This window comes from Streptomyces sp. NPDC031049 (genome assembly GCF_055571015.1).
In genome coordinates, this window is the sequence record NZ_JBVIGC010000001.1 from 529746 (window position 1) to 543800 (window position 14055).

Below are 14055 nucleotides of genomic sequence, written 5' to 3' on the forward strand. Positions count from 1 at the left end.
CCGGCGTCCGTGTCCGGCGGTCCGCCGTCCCGTGTGTTCATTCCGCTTCACCCAGCGTCCCGGGGCCCTCGTACGTCACACCCGCGCCGCCCAGAGCGCGGGCCAGCCGCCGCAGCCCCCGGTAGGCGGCGGTGCGCACGGCGCCCGGCCGCTTGCCCAGCACGCGCGCGGCGGCGGGACCGTCCAGGCCGACGACGACCCGGAGCAGTACGGCCTCGGCCTGGTCCCTCGGCAGTCCGCGCACCAGCTCCAGGGCCCACTCCGTGGACAGGGACTCCAGGGCCTGGTCGTGGGTGCTCTGCGACGCCGGGAGTTGCAGCATGTCCTGCTCCAGCGCGGCAGGGCGGGGCCGGGCCCGCTGCCGCCGCAGATGGTCCAGTGCCCGGTGCCGGGCGATGGTCGCGGTCCAGCCCCGGAAGCCCGCTCCGTCGCCCTTGAACCGGCCCAGGTCGCGGGCGATCTCCAGCCAGGCGTCGGCCGCCACGTCCTCGGCGTCGTCGCCGACGATCCCGCGCAGGTAGCCGAGCAGCCCCGGGTGCACCAGCCGGTAGGCGACGGCGAACGCGGCCTCGTCCCCGTCCTGGGCCCGCTGAACGGCAGCGCCCAGCTCCCCGTCGTACGCCTGTACGCGGCGGGGTTCTCCTGCCTGGGCCAAGACCGTCCTCGTTCGTACCGGGTTCCGTACCGGGCAGGTTCCGCGCGGGGCGCCCCGCTCCCGGCTTCCGTGCCGACGCCTCAAGGTCATCAGCGTCACGGCTCACGGAAGTGTCACAGCGAGGTCAGGGGACGGAGGGACCTCCCAGGTACCGGCCGTCGCCGTCGTAGGGCCAGGCGTTGGCGACACACCCCTTGAGCCCCTTGATCTGCTGCATCATCGCCGGGGCCGGGCGGCCCGGGCCGGGGCAGGTCTCGTGGCCGTGCCCGATCCGGTGGCCCACCTCGTGATTGACGATGAGCGCCCGGTACTCGCCGATGGGCCCGTCGAACTGCGGCGAACCCAGCACCCACCGCTTGAGGTTGACGACGACGTCGGTTCCCACGCTGCAATTGACCTCACCGCGCGTCAGCAGTCCCGCGGCCCCGCAGATCCGGTCCACGGTGCCCGGCGTGGCGATCCTGACGACGAAGTCGTACGGCCCTGAGCTGACGAGCCGGAAGCTGTTCACGCCGTCCCGGGACCAGCCCCGCGGGTCGGCGAGCACGGCGGAGATCTCCGCCGCGGCGTCACTCGCCGAGACGTCGATGCCGTTCTCCACCAGGACCTTGTAGCGCCGCACCCGGCTGCCGGTGCCGACGCGTGTTCCGTCGGCCTGTGCCGTGACGAAGGTGCCGGGCCCGGTGGCCGGGATGTCGATGGTCTCCGGGGAGGAGGACGGGGACGGCGACGGGGACGCCGCGTCCGACGCCGTGGCGGACGGGGCCGGACCGTCCTCCGGGGAGGCCGTCGCCTCCGGCGCGTCGACGTTGCCCTCCAGCATGTCGCCGGTGTCCACGGCCGCGCGGCCGGCCGCCGCGGAAGCCCGCCGGTCCTGCCAGTGGGCCACGCCCACGCCCGCGGCCAGCATCACTCCCATGAACGCCAGCCCCGCCACCACGGTCGGCGCCGACGGTCCCCGGCGCTCGGCGGGCGCCGGGCGGCGCCGTCTTCGCCCGCGCCCGTGCCCCGGCCCTTGGTGGTGCTCACGACTGTTCCCGCGCCCGGCACGCTCGCCCACGACTTGAGACTCCCCCGGTTTCCTGATCACGCCTGCCGGTGGCCGTCCTGTGCCGCCGGCCGGCAGGCCCCCGCCCCCTCGAACCGGGACAATGCCTAACAACCGCCGCCCGCCCCGGTCAACCGAGCGGCCAAATGCCGCGAATCACCGCCCCGCCGTCCCCGTCAGGTGACCGACCGTCAGGTGTGACCTGGCCGTCAGGCGACCGCCCGCCGCGCCCGGCCGTGCAGCGTCAGGTAGAAGGTCTGCGCGGACTCCCCCGGCCCTCCCGTCTCGAACCGGTTGCGGACCTTGCCGAGCGGGTTCCAGACCCGTCCGTCCGGCATCCGCACTCCGACGGGCTGACCGAACAGGGCCTGCTGGTCGGCGTCGAAGTCCACCCACACCGCCCCGGCCCGGCGCACCAGCACCTCGCCCACGTACGCCCCGAGCCCGAACAGCACCCCCCGGCTCCGCTCGGCCCCGGCCCCGCCCTTGCGCAGCCCGTCGACCATGAAGTCGACCACGCGCAGGCTGGCGACGGAGTAGTCGAGCGGCAACCGGTTGCGGGCGGTGACGCGGGCGACGAAGGCCGCCGTGTACGACCGCATCTCCCTCGCGCACGGCATCCGTCCGTCCGCCGTCCCCATGACACCCCACCCCTTGACTCGGCAGCGGAGAGCACCCGGCGGCCCTCCCCCCGTCCCAGCGGGCCCGGCACCTCGAACGACACGGGCGACGGACGTGTGGATCATCACAAGGAAAGTCCCGAGTTCCGTACAACCTTCTGACGAAACCGCACGACGACGCAGGCCAGCCGCCGGATGGGCCGGGCCCGTGCCGTGGACACCCCCGGCGCTTCCCGCGACGCGGTGTGATGTTTCCCCTCCGTTCACCGCTGAGTGTGACAGCGGACCATCCCTGTGACGGATGTGTCTCGCCCGACTCTTCCTTCTCCGGCCTTCCCGGGCCGGCCACGGCGTTCTTTGAGGTGGATTCGTCTTGAGCCGACGTCAGTCGTCGCACGCCTACAGACCCCTGAGTCTGAAACGCAGAGCCTGGATCACGCTCGGTGCGGTGGTCCTTGGGGGTGGGGGCGCGGTGACGTACGCCCTGGCCAGTCCCTCCGTGGAGCCCGGCCCGGCGGGGCGGGAGAAGCGGCCGGTGAAGGTCTACGACCTCGCGCTGAAGAACGCCGGCAAGGGCAAGCGGGAGCTACCCCGCACCGGCACGGAGGAGTTCTCCCTGCTGGGCGTCTCCTGGACCGGGGCCGCGAAGAAGCTCGACGGCACCGCGCAGGTACGCACCCGGAGCGTCGCGGACGGCGAGTGGAGCCCCTGGCGGGAGCTGGAGCCCGGCGAGGACCGGGCGGAGAAGGTGCGCTCCGGCATGCGGGGCGCGTCGGCTCCGCTGTGGGTGGGCCCCTCCGACGGGGTCGAGGTCCGGGTCGTGCACGAGGACGGCACGTCCAGTGCCGGGCTGCCCAAGGGGCTGCGGGTCGATCTCGTGGACCCGGGCGTGGTGACCGAGGGCGAGACCAGGATCGGCCCCGACGCGATGGAACCGGCCGCGTTCGCCGCCGACGCCATGGAACCGGCCGCGTTCGCCGCCGAGACCAGCGCCCCCGCGACGGCGACCGGCACGGCGACCGCGCCCGTCACGGACTCGGCCTCGCCCACCGCCTCCCCGCTGCCGAGCGACGGCACGCCCACCGCGACGGCCACCGACACCGCCTCGCCGTCCCCCTCGGACACCGGCTCGCCCTCGCCCTCGGCCTCCGCGTCGCCGTCCCCGACCGCGACCGTGCCCACCGCGCCGCCCTCCACGGTCACCCGGCCGCCCATCACCACCCGGGCGCAGTGGGGCGCGGACGAGTCCAAGGTCGAGGACCCGCCCTCGTACATCGACTCGGTGCAGGCGGTGTTCGTGCACCACACGGTCGGCACGAACAGCTACAGCTGCGCCCAGTCGGCGTCGATCGTGCGCGGCATCATGGCGTACCACACGGACGTCAACGGCTGGAACGACCTCGGCTACAACTTCCTGGTCGACAAGTGCGGCCAGATCTTCGAGGGCCGCGGCGGCGGCGCCGACCTGCCCGTGCAGGGAGCGCACACCTACGGCTTCAACAGCTACTCCACCGGCATCGCCGTCCTCGGCGACTTCCACGGAGACCCCGCGAACGGTGTCCCGGCCGGCCGGCCGACCCGGGCCGCGCTGGAGTCCGTGGCCCGCGTCGCCGCCTGGAAGCTGGGCCAGTACGGCGGTGACCCGAGCGGCAAGGTCACACTGACCGCCGCCGGCGACACCGGGGTGTGGAAGACCGGCGACCAGGCCACCTTGAACACCATCTCCGGTCACCGCGACGGCTACGCCACCGAGTGCCCCGGCGAGGCGCTGTACGCCAAGCTCGGTGAGATCCGCCGCTTCGCCTCCGGTCCGGGCGCCAATTCGGCCATCCCGACCTCCGACACCGACCGCGACGGCATCGCCGAGCTGGTCGCCGGCCTGCCGAGGACGAACGGCTGGGAGGGGAGCCTGGTCGTCGTGCCCGGCGGCATCGAGGGACCGGTCGGCTCCGCCCGGTACACGCTCGACCAGAACAGCCCCGGCGTGCCCGGCGGTTCGGAGTCCGGCGACGACTTCGGCGCCACGACCGCGTGGGGCGACGTCGACGGCGACGGCCACGCCGACCTCGTGGTCGGCGCGCCCGGCGAGGACTGGACCCAGGCCAACCGCGGCGCGATCACCGTGCTGTACGGCCCCGGCCTCGACTCCGGCGACATGTACACCACCACCGGGGTGGCGACCACCGACGCCAAGCTCGGTTCGGCGCTGGCGGTCGGCGACTTCGACGCCGACGGCAAGGCCGACGTCTTCGCGGCGGGCACCGGCAACGGCGGCAGCTGGAACGCCCGCCTGGCCGGCGGCACCACCCAGTACGGCAAGCTGACCTCCGCCACCGGCGCGGTCGCCCACACCGACGCCACCTCGGGCGACTTCAACCGCGACGGCTACGCGGACGTCGCGCTCAACTACCGCGACCAGTCCGGCACCGGCCGCGTCACCTGGTTCAAGGGCAGCGCCTCGGGCCTGGTCAAGGTCAGCGTGCTGTCGGTCATGGGCGGCCGGGGCGTCGACGCGGGCGACGTGAACGGCGACGGCTACGACGACCTCGCCGTCGGCCAGCCGTACACCGCCGAGTCGGGCGCGTACACCGGCGGCCAGGTCACCGTGGTGCCGGGCAGCGCCACCGGGTTCACCACCACCGGTATGCGCACCGTCCACCAGGACACGGCGGGCGTCCCGGGTGGCGGCGAGGCCGGTGACGGCATGGGCGCCTCGGTCTCCGTCGGCGACTACGACGCGGACGGCTACGCCGACGTCCTGACCGGCCTGCCCGGCGAGGACGTCAGCCGCAGCGGCGCGAACCAGGCCGACGCGGGCATGGCGGCACTGCTGCGGGGCACGTCCTCGGGGCTGACCGGCACCGGTGCGCAGGTCTTCCACCAGGACACCGCCGGCATCGACGGCGCCACCGAGCCCGACGACCGGCTCGGCTCCTCGGTGGTCCTGAAGGACCTGTCCGGCTGGGGCCGTGCCGACCTCGCCATCGGCGTGGAGGGCGAGAACGCCTACGACGGCACCGTCCTCCAGCTCGACAGCGGCAGCTCCGGCATCAGCACGGACGGTCACGAGTACTACTGGCGCAGCACGCTGGGCACGCCCGCGGGCGCCCGGCTCGGCCAGACGCTGACGCCGTAGGAGGGCTCGTCCCCGGGCCGGATCGCCCCCGGCGCGGATCGTCCCCGGGACGGTCCCCGGCCCGGGAAGGCCTCCGGCCCGGACGCCCCTGACCCGAATCAGCGGCCGGGGCCCCGCTCACCCGCGGGGTTCCCGGTCCGCACCGGCCCCGCCGCCCGGCGCACTACGGCCGGCCAGACCCCCGGTCGCAGCGTCCCGGCACAGCAGCCGCAGGGAGCCGTGCCCGGCGAAGCAGCGGCGGGCCTCGTCGAAGGGGTCCCAGAGGCGGCCGTCGGGGGTGCGCATCCAGTGGTCGCCGCCCGTCGCCCACCACTCGCCGCCCGTCTCCCGGGCGATCACCTCGCCCGCGTAGGCGCCGAAGCCGCGCAGCACCGTCTCCACGGCCGCCGTCGGCGGGCTCTCGCCGCGTATCTCGTCGATCACCCGGTCGACGCGCCACAGGCTCTGCGCCGAGTAGTCCAGGCGCAGCCGCGCGCCCTCGCGCATCGTCGCCACCGTGTCGGCCGCCCACCGGACGGGCTTGGCCGCCGCCGAGGGCCTCGTCTGTTGCAGTGCCGTCGTTTCAGTCACACCAGCTAGAGCGCTGCACGGCGGTGATTCGTCACGCGGCTTCCGGGGTTTCCCGCAACCGGCGCAGGACCGCCCCACCGCCACCCCGGCTCCACCGCACGACGGTCACAGACGGGCCCCCTCAGCCCAGGCCGCGTGCCCGGCGGGACACCACAGCGCGCAGCACCCGGCGGCCCTCGGTCGTCACCTCCAGGGCGCGCCGCAGCCCGCCGGCGCCGTGCCCGGCGAGGAGCTCCAGCACGGTGACCTGGCGGCGCAGCTCGGCGGCGACGAGCGGGGAGGCGTCCTCGGCGCCGCCCTCGGCGCGCACGTCGGCGGGGCCCTGGCCCACGGCGGGGTCGAGGAGCCGGTGGATCTGGAGGGAGGCGACGGAGCAGGCGTCGGCCCAGGCCCGCAGTCCCGCGTCCGGCCAGGCGGCGGGCGCGGCGGACAGCATGCGCCGGGCCAGGCCGGCGGCCTCGTCGCCGGGCTCCCCGCCGCCGGCGAGGGTGCCGCGGGCCTCCTCGAGGAGCTTGCCCCAGGCCTGGGCGTCGCCGTCGGCCGCCAGGCTGCCCCACAGCGGGCGCAGCACCTCGTCGGCATCGCCCAGCAGGGGCACGCACCGATCCAAACAAGCCAGCCCGCTCGCGGCCAGCCCGCGCTCGTCGGCCTGCGCGATCAGCTCCACCAGGCTCATGCATGCCTCCCTGTTCGTGCCGTTTCGGCCCGGTCACCGCCACGGGACCCGCACTTCCCTTTACTGCGTGCGACGGCTCCGGAGTGTCACAGCGGCACCACGCCCAGCCGATCGAGGAACCGGAAGAAGAGGTTTTCGGCCATGTTGTCGGGGTCGGCGGCGAGCACGTCGGCCAGTGCGTCCGCGGTCGTGGTGCGCCCGGCCTCGGCGGCCCAGGCCACGGCGCGCTCGGCGGCGTCCCGCGGCTCCAGGAAGTAGTCCTCCAGCGTGAGCCCGTCCTTCTCCGCGCCGAGGTAGCCGGCCATCGCCGCCCGCGCCAGACAGGTCGTCCAGGCCCCGCTCTGCGGTGCCGCCGCCTCCAGGACGACGCAGTCGCTGTCCATGACGTAGCCGAAGAGCGCGGGCGCGCCGGTCTCGGCGGCCAGGTCCCGCATGTTGCCGACGTCGCCGTCGCCGCCCGGGTACTCCCAGACCTGCCATCCGTCCGGCGCGGACCTGTGCAGCGCCATGCCGTCGGTGCCGGCCAGCGCGTCCAGCTCGGTGAGCGGCCGCTCGGCGCGGCCCACGACGAAGTACCCCCAGTAGCCCATGATCCGGCTCCCCCCGCGTGACGGTCGGCTCGCCCTCACACCACCACAGGCGTACGGGGGTTCGCAGCCGGATCGGGCAATCCGCCCCCGTCCGGAGCCCGCCCCGCCGGCCGGTCGGGTCAGCCGCTCACGTCAGCCGGTCCGCCAGCGCCCGGAACTCCGCCCAGGACAGCTCGGGCCGCCCGGGGTCCCACAGCTTCTGCACGGTCGCCGCCAGCGGCAGCCGGATGCCGTCCGCGACCTGGGCCTGGGTCTGGGCGTTCGGGATGTCGCCCCAGACGGCGAAGCTGCCGCCGAGGATCTGGTCGTCGTACTCGGCCGGGACCGGCTGGGTGCCGCGCAGCACGCGCGGGGTCCACTGCTCGTAGATGCGCTCGCCGGTGGGATAGACGAAGGTGAGCGGCTCGCCGAGCACGTAGTAGAGGTACTCGTCGTTGTAGTTGATGACCTCGCGGCCGGCACGCAGGTACTCGACCGGCTGCCGGGCGCCGATCTCCTTGCCGGTCCAGTAGGCGACCTGGAGTGCGGCGGCGGGGCGCACGGAGGCGTCGCGGAAGAAGCCGTCGTTCCAGGCGCGGGGCGTGCGGTCGTGCGCCCGCACGGTGGCGGCCCGGTCGTTGAGCCAGCCCGTCGTGAGGTCGGCGACGGTCGCCCCGGCGCCGTAGCGCTCGCGGGCGGCGGCGGCCAGCTGCGGGTAGGAGGCCTGCGGGTCGGGCACGGTCAGCGCCTGGTACTCGTCGCCGCCGAGGTGCCACCGCGAGCCGGGGAAGACGTCGGCGTACTCGTTCAGCAGGTCGTCGACGATCCGGGCCGACTCCGCCTTGGAGATGTCGATGGCGCCGCGCGTCGCCGCGCCGCGGGCGTTGCGCAGCTGGAGGTCGGGGTGGGCGGCGATGACGGCGCCGAGGTGGCCGGGCGAGTCGATCTCGGGCACGACCTCGATGTGCCGCTCGGCCGCGAGGTCGACGATCTCCTTGACCTGCGCCTTGGTCAGATGGTCGGCGGAGACGACCTCGGGGTGCGAGTCGGACTCGATGCGGAAGCCCTGGTCGTCGGAGAAGTGCAGGCCGAGTTCGTTGAACTTCAGGTCGCCCAGCTCGCGTATCCGGTCCTTGATCCACTCGGCGTCGTAGTGCTTGCGGGCGATGTCCAGCATGAATCCGCGCCGCTGTTTGGCCGGCTCGTCCCGTACGACGCCCTCGGGGGCCGTGCCGCCGTCGTGCACCGCCTGCTTCAGGGTGCGGGTGCCGTAGAAGACGCCCGCGTCGGCCGGGGCGCTGACGGTGGCGCGCCCGCCGCGCACGGTCAGGGTGTAGGACTCGGGGTTCGCGCCCTCGTCCGCGTTGATCTCCAGCCGCAGGTCCCCGGCCCGCTCGTCGTCCTTCTCCCCCGCGTACGCCATCCCCAGTTCGTCGGCTATCAGCCGGCCCTCGTCGGCCAGACGTGCGTCGTCGGCGACGACGACCCGGTGGCCGCGCTCGGGCTGCCAGCCGGGGCCGCGGGCGGGGGTGTGGTCGCGTACGGCGGGTATGGTGCGGGGCTCCTCGGACAGGGGGTAGGAGCGGCTGGGACTCGGAGCGGCGCTCGACGAAGAGGTCACGGCGGGCGAGCCCACGGAACCCCCGCCCCCGTCGCCGCCGGCCGCCCACACCCCGGCGCCGACGCCGAGGGCGACCACCGCCGCGCCGGCGACCATCGCCCGCTGCCTGACCTTCCGCGCCGGGGGCCGGCGCCCGTGCTGGCTCACCCTGTCAACCTACGGCCGCCGGCACCGTCGCGCGTCCACCACATGTTCCGAAACTCTCCCGTCCGGGTGAAATTCCGACACCCCTCGGACATTCGCGGCCCCACTCGGTAACGTGACGTCCCAACTCTCACAAGATCCCCTGCCGACACACACGTGACGCCCACGAGGACCCACGCTGCCCGTGCACCGTCTTCCCGATCTCTCCGGCCGAGTCGCCATACCGGTGCCGGTGCAAACCCGTGCCGTCCCCGCCGCCTCCCCCACGCTGGCGGACTTCAACGGCGCCCCGCACGACGAGGCCGTCCACACCCTGCTGACCTGCCTGCACAGCCTGCGCTGGGCCCATCGCGTCGCCGCCCACCGCCCCTACCCCGACCTGCCGGCCCTCCTCGCGGCGGCGGACGAGGCGGCGTACGACCTGACGCCGGAGGACCTGACGGAGGCACTGGCGACGGAAGCCCTGCCCGCCCTGCCGGAGGACACCTACTCGGCGGCCCACACGGCCCTGCGGGCCGCCCACGCGGCGTACGAGGCGCGGTTCGGTCATGTGTTCGTCATCTGTCTGGACGGCATTCCGCCGGCCGAGACCCTCGACCGCGTCCTGGAAGCCATCCGGTCACGATTGACGAACGATCCGGACGAGGAACGAGAGGTGACGGCGGAGGAACTCCGCCACCTCGCCAGGGGCAGACTGACCGACGCCCTGGGGGCGCGGGGAACCGCACGACCGGCCCAAAACCCCCCGCACCCGGCAAACCGGCCCGGCCCGCCGCCCCGGTAGCCGCCCGATACCCCCCTTCGCGTGCAACTTTGATCACACCGGCAGGCCCCCCGTAAGCCCCGCAGGCAACCGTCGCTACGATGCTGGGGGCCGGTGGACCGTACCCGGCCGGGCCCGACCGACAGAGAAGCCGGCGCGGCCCCAATCCCCGCTCCCGGAGGAAACTTCCGTGCCGGCTGGAACGCTGTACCGCGGCCGGGAAGGAATGTGGTCCTGGGTGGCTCACCGAGTCACCGGCGTCCTCATTTTCTTCTTCCTGTTCGTTCACGTGCTGGACACCGCACTCGTCCGTGTGTCCCCCGAGGCCTACGACCAGGTCGTGGCCACGTACAAGTCGCCGATCGTCGCGCTGCTGGAGTACGGCCTCGTCGCCGCCATCCTCTTCCACGCGCTCAACGGTCTGCGCGTCATCGCCGTCGACTTCTGGATCAAGGGCGCTCGGTACCAGAAGCAGATGCTCTGGACCGTCGTCGTGCTCTGGGCCGTGCTGATGCTCGGGGCGATCTATCCCGTCCTCGGCCACGCCGCTCGTGAACTGTTCGGGAGCTGACGCGCACGATGTCGAACAACATCACCACTGAGAAGAACGCTTCCGGTATCGGCCCCGTCGAGGGCGAGGGCGCCTCCCTCTACGGCGTCGACAACCCGGCGCCGCTGATCGAGCCGCCGCGCAAGCGCACCAAGAAGACCCCGAAGACCACGCGCGGCAACTTCGAGATGGCCGCCTGGCTCTTCATGCGGCTGTCCGGCATCGTGCTGGTCGTCCTGGTCATCGGCCACCTGCTCATCCAGCTGGTGCTGGACGGCGGCGTCTCCAAGATCGGCTTCGCCTTCGTGGCGGGCCGCTGGGCCTCCCCGTTCTGGCAGGTCTGGGACCTGCTGATGCTGTGGCTGGCGATGCTGCACGGCGCGAACGGCCTGCGCACGGTCATCAACGACTACGCGGAGCGTGCGAACACCCGCCTGTGGCTCAAGGGCCTGCTGTACACCGCCACGGTGTTCACCATCCTGCTGGGCACGCTGGTGATCTTCACCTTCGACCCGAACATCCGCTAGGCACGGGGCTGCGAGAACTCATGAAGGTACACAAGTACGACACCGTCATCGTCGGCGCCGGTGGCGCCGGTATGCGGGCCGCCATCGAGGCGACCAAGCGCAGCCGCACGGCCGTCCTGACGAAGCTCTACCCGACCCGCTCCCACACGGGCGCCGCGCAGGGCGGCATGGCCGCCGCGCTGGCCAACGTGGAGGAGGACAACTGGGAGTGGCACACCTTCGACACGGTCAAGGGCGGTGACTACCTGGTCGACCAGGACGCCGCCGAGATCCTGGCGAAGGAGGCCATCGACTCCGTCCTCGACCTGGAGAAGATGGGCCTGCCGTTCAACCGGACCCCGAACGGCACCATCGACCAGCGCCGCTTCGGCGGTCACAGCCGCAACCACGGCGAGGCCCCGGTCCGCCGCTCCTGCTACGCGGCCGACCGCACCGGTCACATGATCCTGCAGACGCTGTACCAGAACTGCGTCAAGGAGGGCGTGGAGTTCTTCAACGAGTTCTACGTCCTGGACCAGCTGATCACCGAGGTCGACGGCGTCAAGAAGTCGGCCGGTGTGGTGGCCTACGAGCTGGCCACCGGCGAGATCCACGTCTTCCACGCGAAGTCCGTGATCTACGCCTCCGGCGGCTGCGGCAAGTTCTTCAAGGTGACGTCGAACGCCCACACGCTGACCGGTGACGGCCAGGCGGCGGTCTACCGGCGCGGGCTGCCGCTGGAGGACATGGAGTTCTTCCAGTTCCACCCGACCGGCATCTGGCGCATGGGCATCCTGCTCACCGAGGGCGCCCGCGGTGAGGGCGGCATCCTGCGCAACAAGGACGGCGAGCGCTTCATGGAGAAGTACGCGCCCGTCATGAAGGACCTCGCCTCCCGCGACGTCGTCTCCCGCTCCATCTACACGGAGATCCGCGAGGGCCGCGGCTGCGGTCCCGAGGGCGACCACGTCTTCCTGGACCTGACGCACCTGCCGCCGGAGCAGCTGGACGCCAAGCTCCCGGACATCACCGAGTTCGCCCGTACGTACCTCGGCATCGAGCCGTACACGGACCCGATCCCGATCCAGCCGACCGCGCACTACGCCATGGGCGGCATCCCCACCAACGTCGAGGGCGAGGTGCTCGCCGACAACACCACGGTGGTACCGGGCCTGTACGCGGCCGGCGAGGTCGCGTGCGTGTCCGTGCACGGCGCCAACCGCCTGGGCACCAACTCGCTGCTGGACATCAACGTCTTCGGCAAGCGGGCCGGCATCGCGGCGGCGGAGTACGCGCGGACGGCGGACTTCGTCGAGCTGCCGGAGGCCCCCGAGTCGCTGGTGGTCGAGCAGATCGAGCGGCTGCGCACCTCCACCGGCAACGAGCGGGTGTCGGAGCTGCGCCGCGAGCTTCAGGAGACCATGGACGCCAACGTCATGGTGTTCCGCACCGAGCAGACGATCAAGACGGCCGTCGAGAAGATCGGCGAGCTGCGCGCGCGGTACAAGAACGTCGCCATCCAGGACAAGGGCAAGCGGTTCAACACCGACCTGCTGGAGGCCGTCGAGCTGGGCAACCTGCTGGACCTGGCCGAGGTCATGGCCGTCTCGGCACTGGCGCGCAAGGAGTCCCGCGGCGGTCACTACCGCGAGGACTACCCCAACCGCGACGACGTCAACTTCATGCGCCACACCATGGCGTACCGCGAGGTGGGCGCCGACGGCTCCGAGACCGTCCGTCTCGACTACAAGCCGGTCGTCCAGACCCGCTACCAGCCGATGGAGCGTAAGTACTGATGGCTACCCCCGTTATGGACAAGGCGGAGGCCGACGCGAAGTCGGCGGCGTCCCCCTACATCACCGTCACGTTCCGCATCCGGCGGTTCAACCCGGAGGTGTCGGCCGAGGCGACCTGGGAGGACTTCCAGATCGAGCTCGACCCGAAGGAGCGCGTCCTGGACGGCCTCCACAAGATCAAGTGGGAGCTGGACGGCACGCTGACCTTCCGCCGTTCGTGCGCGCACGGCATCTGCGGGTCGGACGCGATGCGGATCAACGGCAAGAACCGCCTCGCCTGCAAGACGCTGATCAAGGACATCAACCCCGAGAAGCCGATCACGATCGAGGCCATCAAGGGCCTGACGGTCCTGAAGGACCTGGTCGTGGACATGGAGCCGTTCTTCCAGGCGTACCGGGACGTGATGCCCTTCCTGATCACGAAGGACACCAACGAGCCGACGCGCGAGCGGCTCCAGTCGGCCGAGGACCGCGAGCGGTTCGACGACACGACGAAGTGCATCCTGTGCGCGGCCTGCACCACGTCCTGCCCGGTGTTCTGGAACGACGGCCAGTACTTCGGTCCGGCCGCGATCGTCAACGCCCACCGCTTCATCTTCGACTCGCGCGACGAGGCCGGTGAGCAGCGGCTGGAGGTCCTGAACGACCGCGACGGCGTGTGGCGCTGCCGCACGACGTTCAACTGCACGGACGCCTGCCCGCGCGGCATCGAGGTCACCAAGGCGATCGCGGAGGTGAAGCGGGCGCTCATCACGCGCCGCTACTGACGCACCCCCGCACGCGCCCACGAGGGCCCCGCTTCCTTCCGGAGGCGGGGCCCTCGCGCTTGCCGAGGCGGCCCCGCGCCCACGTCCGGAGCACACGGGGCCGCCAATCACACCTTTCGGACAATCACCGCCCTACTCTGACGGTATGTCAGATGACGAGTCGTACGAACTGCTCGGGTTCGACAACGTGCTGCTGCCCGTCGGGGACCTCGGCGAGGCCGTGGGGTTCTACGAGCGCGCCGGGTTCCCGGTGGCCTTCCGGCTCGACGAGGCCGGGATCGCCCTGCTGAAGGCCGGGGGCGAGACGCCCGGGCTGCTGCTGCGGGCCGAGGAGGGCTTCGGGCCCCGTCCGCCGCTGTGGCCGTGCCCGCGGGTCTGGCTGGAGGTGCCGGACGCCCGCGTCGCCGCCGAGGCCCTGCGCGCGGCGGACATCGCACCGCTCGACGACCCCTTCCCCGTGGCCACGGGCTGGACGGTGGAGTTCGCCGACCCGTGGGGCAACGTCATCGGACTGACCGACTACAGCAAGCGCCCGGAGCTGGGCCGCCGGCCGTGACGCAGGCCTCACCCCTTCGCGTTGAACACGTTCAAAAACAGGTCTAGAGTCTCTCCCGTCAGCGTTTTGAACGCGTTC

At 72.5% G+C, this 14055-nt stretch carries 14 protein-coding genes; 7 read left to right on the plus strand and 7 right to left on the minus strand.

The features are described from left to right. Nucleotides 1-37 precede the first annotated feature (37 nt). The 3 genes from ACZ45Q_RS02300 to ACZ45Q_RS02310 form a co-directional block, all read right to left on the minus strand. Nucleotides 38-655: an RNA polymerase sigma factor gene (locus ACZ45Q_RS02300; protein ID WP_468253894.1), complete on the minus strand. Its 618-nt coding sequence runs from the start codon at nucleotides 653-655 to the stop codon at nucleotides 38-40. Nucleotides 656-779: 124 nt separating this feature from the next. Continuing rightward, entirely contained in the window at nucleotides 780-1574 is a 795-nt protein-coding gene (locus ACZ45Q_RS02305; RefSeq protein ID WP_468253895.1) for a DUF3152 domain-containing protein, read from the minus strand. Nucleotides 1575-1912: 338 nt separating this feature from the next. Further along, complete coding sequence (locus ACZ45Q_RS02310) at nucleotides 1913-2344, minus strand: hypothetical protein (protein ID WP_468253896.1); 432 nt, start codon at nucleotides 2342-2344, stop codon at nucleotides 1913-1915. Between the two features lie 394 nt (nucleotides 2345-2738). On the opposite strand from ACZ45Q_RS02310, the gene ACZ45Q_RS02315 reads away from it, so the two are divergent. Next, complete coding sequence (locus ACZ45Q_RS02315) at nucleotides 2739-5459, plus strand: FG-GAP-like repeat-containing protein (RefSeq protein WP_468254319.1); 2721 nt, start codon at nucleotides 2739-2741, stop codon at nucleotides 5457-5459. 117 nt (nucleotides 5460-5576) lie between these two features. Here ACZ45Q_RS02315 and ACZ45Q_RS02320 read toward each other — a convergent pair whose 3' ends face one another. The 4 genes from ACZ45Q_RS02320 to ACZ45Q_RS02335 form a co-directional block, all read right to left on the minus strand. Continuing rightward, nucleotides 5577-6029: a hypothetical protein gene (locus tag ACZ45Q_RS02320; RefSeq protein WP_468253897.1), complete on the minus strand. Its 453-nt coding sequence runs from the start codon at nucleotides 6027-6029 to the stop codon at nucleotides 5577-5579. Nucleotides 6030-6150: 121 nt separating this feature from the next. Next, on the minus strand, nucleotides 6151-6705 hold the full coding sequence (locus ACZ45Q_RS02325; RefSeq protein WP_468253898.1) for a hypothetical protein: 555 nt from the start codon (nucleotides 6703-6705) through the stop codon (nucleotides 6151-6153). Between the two features lie 86 nt (nucleotides 6706-6791). Further along, complete coding sequence (locus ACZ45Q_RS02330; protein WP_468253899.1) at nucleotides 6792-7295, minus strand: hypothetical protein; 504 nt, start codon at nucleotides 7293-7295, stop codon at nucleotides 6792-6794. Nucleotides 7296-7422: 127 nt separating this feature from the next. Then, nucleotides 7423-8991: a beta-N-acetylhexosaminidase gene (locus ACZ45Q_RS02335; RefSeq protein WP_468254321.1), complete on the minus strand. Its 1569-nt coding sequence runs from the start codon at nucleotides 8989-8991 to the stop codon at nucleotides 7423-7425. A gap of 274 nt (nucleotides 8992-9265) precedes the next feature. Here ACZ45Q_RS02335 and ACZ45Q_RS02340 point away from each other — a divergent pair, with 274 nt between their 5' ends. The 6 genes from ACZ45Q_RS02340 to ACZ45Q_RS02365 all read left to right on the plus strand — a co-directional run bounded on the left by ACZ45Q_RS02340 (nucleotide 9266) and on the right by ACZ45Q_RS02365 (nucleotide 13977). After that, nucleotides 9266-9823: a 2-oxo-4-hydroxy-4-carboxy-5-ureidoimidazoline decarboxylase gene (locus ACZ45Q_RS02340; protein ID WP_468254324.1), complete on the plus strand. Its 558-nt coding sequence runs from the start codon at nucleotides 9266-9268 to the stop codon at nucleotides 9821-9823. Nucleotides 9824-9992: 169 nt separating this feature from the next. Then, nucleotides 9993-10373: a succinate dehydrogenase, cytochrome b556 subunit gene (gene sdhC / locus ACZ45Q_RS02345; RefSeq protein WP_416525336.1), complete on the plus strand. Its 381-nt coding sequence runs from the start codon at nucleotides 9993-9995 to the stop codon at nucleotides 10371-10373. Nucleotides 10374-10381: 8 nt separating this feature from the next. Further along, entirely contained in the window at nucleotides 10382-10879 is a 498-nt protein-coding gene (locus tag ACZ45Q_RS02350; protein ID WP_468253900.1) for a succinate dehydrogenase hydrophobic membrane anchor subunit, read from the plus strand. Nucleotides 10880-10899: 20 nt separating this feature from the next. Beyond that, entirely contained in the window at nucleotides 10900-12654 is a 1755-nt protein-coding gene (gene sdhA / locus ACZ45Q_RS02355; protein ID WP_468253901.1) for a succinate dehydrogenase flavoprotein subunit, read from the plus strand. Continuing rightward, nucleotides 12654-13421 carry a succinate dehydrogenase iron-sulfur subunit gene (locus ACZ45Q_RS02360; RefSeq protein ID WP_468253902.1) on the plus strand — a complete coding sequence of 256 codons (768 nt, stop codon included), beginning with the start codon at nucleotides 12654-12656 and terminating at the stop codon, nucleotides 13419-13421. The genes sdhA and ACZ45Q_RS02360 overlap by 1 nt, the downstream gene beginning before the upstream one ends. Nucleotides 13422-13566: 145 nt before the next feature. Beyond that, on the plus strand, nucleotides 13567-13977 hold the full coding sequence (locus ACZ45Q_RS02365) for a VOC family protein (protein ID WP_468253903.1): 411 nt from the start codon (nucleotides 13567-13569) through the stop codon (nucleotides 13975-13977). Nucleotides 13978-14055: the final 78 nt, after the last annotated feature.

What these genes read in the sequence shown, in the direction of transcription:
- ACZ45Q_RS02310 (WP_468253896.1), bottom strand. Translation starts at nt 2,344, where the DNA reads ATGGGGACGGCGGACGGACGGATGCCGTGCGCGAGGGAGATGCGGTCG.
- ACZ45Q_RS02305 (WP_468253895.1), bottom strand. Translation starts at nt 1,574, where the DNA reads ATGGGAGTGATGCTGGCCGCGGGCGTGGGCGTGGCCCACTGGCAGGAC.
- ACZ45Q_RS02350 (WP_468253900.1), top strand. Translation starts at nt 10,382, where the DNA reads ATGTCGAACAACATCACCACTGAGAAGAACGCTTCCGGTATCGGCCCC.
- ACZ45Q_RS02330 (WP_468253899.1), bottom strand. Translation starts at nt 7,295, where the DNA reads ATGGGCTACTGGGGGTACTTCGTCGTGGGCCGCGCCGAGCGGCCGCTC.
- ACZ45Q_RS02335 (WP_468254321.1), bottom strand. Translation starts at nt 8,991, where the DNA reads ATGGTCGCCGGCGCGGCGGTGGTCGCCCTCGGCGTCGGCGCCGGGGTG.
- ACZ45Q_RS02360 (WP_468253902.1), top strand. Translation starts at nt 12,654, where the DNA reads ATGGCTACCCCCGTTATGGACAAGGCGGAGGCCGACGCGAAGTCGGCG.
- ACZ45Q_RS02325 (WP_468253898.1), bottom strand. Translation starts at nt 6,705, where the DNA reads ATGAGCCTGGTGGAGCTGATCGCGCAGGCCGACGAGCGCGGGCTGGCC.
- ACZ45Q_RS02365 (WP_468253903.1), top strand. Translation starts at nt 13,567, where the DNA reads ATGTCAGATGACGAGTCGTACGAACTGCTCGGGTTCGACAACGTGCTG.
- sdhA (WP_468253901.1), top strand. Translation starts at nt 10,900, where the DNA reads ATGAAGGTACACAAGTACGACACCGTCATCGTCGGCGCCGGTGGCGCC.